Consider the following 3783-nt stretch of genomic DNA (forward strand, 5'->3'; position numbering starts at 1 on the left):
CCGAGCAGCGACTTCGAGACGCGTTCCCGGGTGCCGACGACCCGGAAGCCTGCCTTCTCGTGCAGGCGGATGCTGGCGATGTTCTCCGGGAAGATGCTCGACTGGATCGTCCAGAACCCCGCCTCATCCGCCGCGGCGATGAAGGCGCGCAGCAGCAGGGTGCCGATGCCTTCCCCGTGATGGTCGGGATGGATGTAGACGGAGTGCTCGATCACACCCCGGTACGCGTCCCGGACTGAGACCCGGGATGCGGCGGCCCATCCCACCACGACGCCGTCGTGGTCCGTGGCGACCAGGCGCGGAGCGGAGATCTTGCCGGCGTCGAACTGCTCCCTGGCCGGGACGGTCGTCTCGAACGTGGCTTCGCCGCCTGCGATGCCGGCCGCGAAGATGGCCTCCACCGCCGGCCAATCCGTCGCCGTCATCGGGCGGATGCCGGTCACGAGCAGCACGACCCGCCACCGGTGTCGCCGGTGGAGCAGACGCCGGTCGCGGGGAGCACGAGCCGCACCTGGGAGGCGGCGTCGAGATCGCCGTCGAGCCAGGCCGTCACGGAGCGGACCTGCTCGTAGCCGGTGGTGAGCAGGAACGTCGGCGCGCGTCCGTACGACTTCATCCCGACGATGAAGAACCCCTGCTCCGGATGCCGCAGCTCCTGGTAGCCGTGCGGGGACACCGTGCCGCAGGAGTGCAGGTTCGGGTCGATCAGTGGCGCCAGGCGCTTCGGGGCCTCGACGATGTCGTCGAGCTCCAGCCGCACCTCGCGCAGCATGTCCAGGTCCGGTCGGAACCCGGTCGCGGCGACGACGAGATCGGCATCCACGACCGCCGGCTCACCGCGGCGGGTGCCGGCCAGTCGGATGCCGCCCTCGACGGGTTCGACACGGCCGATCTGGAACGAGTCGACCACGTCGACGATCCCGGCCCTGCCCAGGCGCTCGACCCGGGTGCCGAGCTTGGCCCGCTCCGGCAGCTCGTCGTCCGGGGACGACGACACCCGGATCGCGGACGGCTTCCGGATCAGCCACGTCACGCGCGTGCCCGGCTCCTCCCGCGCGAGCTTGCCGAGACCGATCAGCGTGTTCGCGGCGGAATGCCCGGCCCCGACGACCACGGTGTGCTTCCCCGCGAACCGCTCCCGATCCGCACCCAGCACGTCGGGGAGGGCGTGCACCACCCGTTCGCGCACCCGGTCGGAGCCGAGCGGAGTGAGCCCGGACGAGCCGAGCGGGTTCGGTGTCGTGTAGGTGCCGGACGCGTCGATCACCGCGCGGCCGGTCAGCTCCTCCACCCGCCCATCGGAATGCTCGACGCGGACGAGGAACGGCGCCGCGGCCCGCCCGGCGGTGCGGGTGCGGTCCATGCCTTCCCGGGTCACGGCCACGACCTTCGCGCCGTAGGTGATCCGCGACCCGATCTCGGGCAGTTCGGCGAGCGGGGCCAGGTAGTCGTCGACGAGCTCGCGCCCGGTCGGCGCACGACCCTCCGCCGCAGCCGGTGACCAGCCGGATGCCTCCAGCAAGCGGCGGGAGGCGGGGTCGATCAGGTGCCGCCACGGGGAGAAGAACCGGGTGTGCGCCCAGAGCCGGATCGACGACGCAGCCTCGGTGCCGGCTTCGAGGATCGCGAAGTCGATGCCGCGCTCGACGAGGTTCGCGGCGGCCGCGAGGCCCACCGGACCTGCGCCGATGATCAGCACCGGCAGCGTCGCGAGCCGGTCATCCGTGGCCGGACGAGGGGTGAGATCGAGCAGTGTCACGAGAAGACCTCCACGAGGGATATTGATGAACGTCGATGTTCAGTATCGACCTCTCTATCGATGATTGTCAATATCGATTATGATCGATGCATGGGTCAGCTGCTCGAGATCACCGACGTCACCGCGAAGACGCGGGCGGCGTGCTGCGCCCCGCTCGCGAAAGAGCCGCTGGGGCAGGCCGATGCGGAGCAGCTCGCGACGACCCTCAAGGCCCTCGCAGACCCGGCTCGGCTGCGGCTGCTGTCCATCGTCGCCTCCAGCGAGGGCCGGGAGGCGTGCGTGTGCGACCTCACCGACCCGATCGGGCTGTCTCAGCCGACCGTCTCCCACCACCTCAAAGTGCTCACCGAGGCGGGTTTCCTCACGCGCTCCAAGCGCGGCACGTGGGCCTACTACCGGCTCGTTCCGGAAGCGCTCGAGCAGGTCTCCGCCCTGCTCGTCACGGCCTGATCCATCGCGTCGACCACGGATGCCGAGTCCGGCATCCAGCCGGCCCTTCGCAAAGCACCGGCAAAGCACCAGACACGATTCCTTCCGGCGTCACCCCGGCGCCCGTCGCCGTTCATGTGCGGCCAGCAGGTTGGCTGGTGCGCGGGTGAGTCGCGGGCGCCGCGAACGGCGCCATCACGCGCGCTGATGACGGAGGAAACCCATGAGCGACAGGACGAGAACGCGGGCCATGCTCGCGGCGACCGGCATTGCGGCGCTGGTGGCCGCGGCGGTCGCCGGCGGTGTGACCGCGAGCAGCGCCTCGGCGTCCGTGCACCGCCCCGCAGCACGGCGGGCACAGCACGTGCTGCTGATCTCGGTCGACGGGATGCACCAGAGCGACCTCGCCTGGTACATCGCCGCCCACCCGGACTCCACGCTGGCCCGGTTGACCCGGCACGGCCGCGAGTACACCGACGCGCTGACGTCGAACCCGTCGGACTCCGACCCCGGCGGCACCGCGCTGATGACCGGAGGAAACCCCAAGACCACGGGCGTCTTCTACGACGTCGAGTACAGCCACACGGTCGACGAGGCCGGCGCCTCGTGCACTCCTGGGCAGCCCGCCACCGGCGGCGACGTCGTCTACGACTCTCCCGACGATGCGCTGGCGAACGTGCCCGACCTCATCGGCACCTCGACGAGCACATTCCCCTCGTTCGACGAGGACGGCTCGGTCTTCGCGAACGGCGCCGACACGAACCCCGCCGCGATCATGAACCTGACCTTCGACCCGAAGGCCACGCTCGATCCCGCGACCTTCCCCGTGGACCCGAAGACCTGCCGGCCGATCACCCCGTGGGACTACCTCGGAGACAACACGATCTTCCAGGTCGCCCACGACGCCGGCCTGCGCACGGCGTGGTCCGACAAGCACGCGGTCTACGCCTCGTTCAACGGCCCCGGCTCCGACGGGCAGAGCATCGACGACCTCTTCGCACCCGAGATCGACTCGCAGGCCGTGATGCCGAACGGCGTGCCGTACCCGCAGGACGACGACTGGGCTCATATCGACGCCGCCACCAAGCAGTACGACGGTTACAAGGTGCAGGCGATCCTGAACGAGATCGGCGGGTTCGACCACTCTGGCAAGACGAAGGTGGGCACACCCGCGATCCTCGGCATGAACTTCCAGGCCGTCTCGGTGGCCCAGAAGCTCCGGTCGACCTCGGCGGACCTCATCAGGCACTCCGACGGCAGTTACACGACCAGCGCCCCGCAGGCCGGCGGCTACCGGTGGCTGAACGGTGAGCTCGTGCCGGGCCCGGTTCTCTCGAGCGCCCTCGACTTCGTCGACGCGCAGCTCGGCCGCATGGTCTCGGCGATCCGCAAGGCGGGCTTGACCGGCTCGACGAGCATCATCGTGACGGCCAAGCACGGGCAGTCCCCGCAGGATCCGAACAAGCTCGTCACGATCAAGGACGGCCCCATCATCAGCGCGATCAACGCCGCGTGGGCGCAGACGCACCCGGCCGACCCGAGCCTGATCGTCGCCGGCACCGACGACGACCTGTGGCAGTCCTACCTCTCGGACA

Annotated in this window: 4 protein-coding genes; 2 read left to right on the forward strand and 2 right to left on the reverse strand. The window is 70.0% G+C overall.

Features of this window, described 5'->3' with window-relative positions:
• Both VJR25_RS15415 and VJR25_RS15420 read right to left on the reverse strand, forming a co-directional pair.
• On the reverse strand, positions 1–452 hold a 452-nt coding region (locus tag VJR25_RS15415; RefSeq protein WP_324116612.1), incomplete at its 3' end, for a GNAT family N-acetyltransferase.
• On the reverse strand, positions 440–1759 hold the full coding sequence (locus tag VJR25_RS15420; RefSeq protein WP_324116614.1) for an NAD(P)-binding domain-containing protein: 1320 nt from the start codon (positions 1757–1759) through the stop codon (positions 440–442). The genes VJR25_RS15420 and VJR25_RS15415, both read right to left, overlap by 13 nt.
• Positions 1760–1849: 90 nt before the next feature.
• On the opposite strand from VJR25_RS15420, the gene VJR25_RS15425 reads away from it, so the two are divergent.
• Positions 1850–2209 carry a metalloregulator ArsR/SmtB family transcription factor gene (locus VJR25_RS15425; protein WP_324116615.1) on the forward strand — a complete coding sequence of 120 codons (360 nt, stop codon included), beginning with the start codon at positions 1850–1852 and terminating at the stop codon, positions 2207–2209.
• A gap of 202 nt (positions 2210–2411) precedes the next feature.
• Positions 2412–3783, forward strand: a 1372-nt coding sequence (locus VJR25_RS15430; protein ID WP_324116616.1) for an alkaline phosphatase family protein, incomplete at its 3' end; no start/stop codon positions are given.

The organism is Microbacterium sp., from assembly GCF_035277845.1.
In the GTDB taxonomy this organism is placed as follows: Bacteria; Actinomycetota; Actinomycetes; order Actinomycetales; family Microbacteriaceae; genus Microbacterium.

Excerpts from the sequence above, each read along its gene's own strand:
- VJR25_RS15425 (WP_324116615.1), top strand. The coding sequence starts at position 1,850 with ATGGGTCAGCTGCTCGAGATCACCGACGTCACCGCGAAGACGCGGGCG.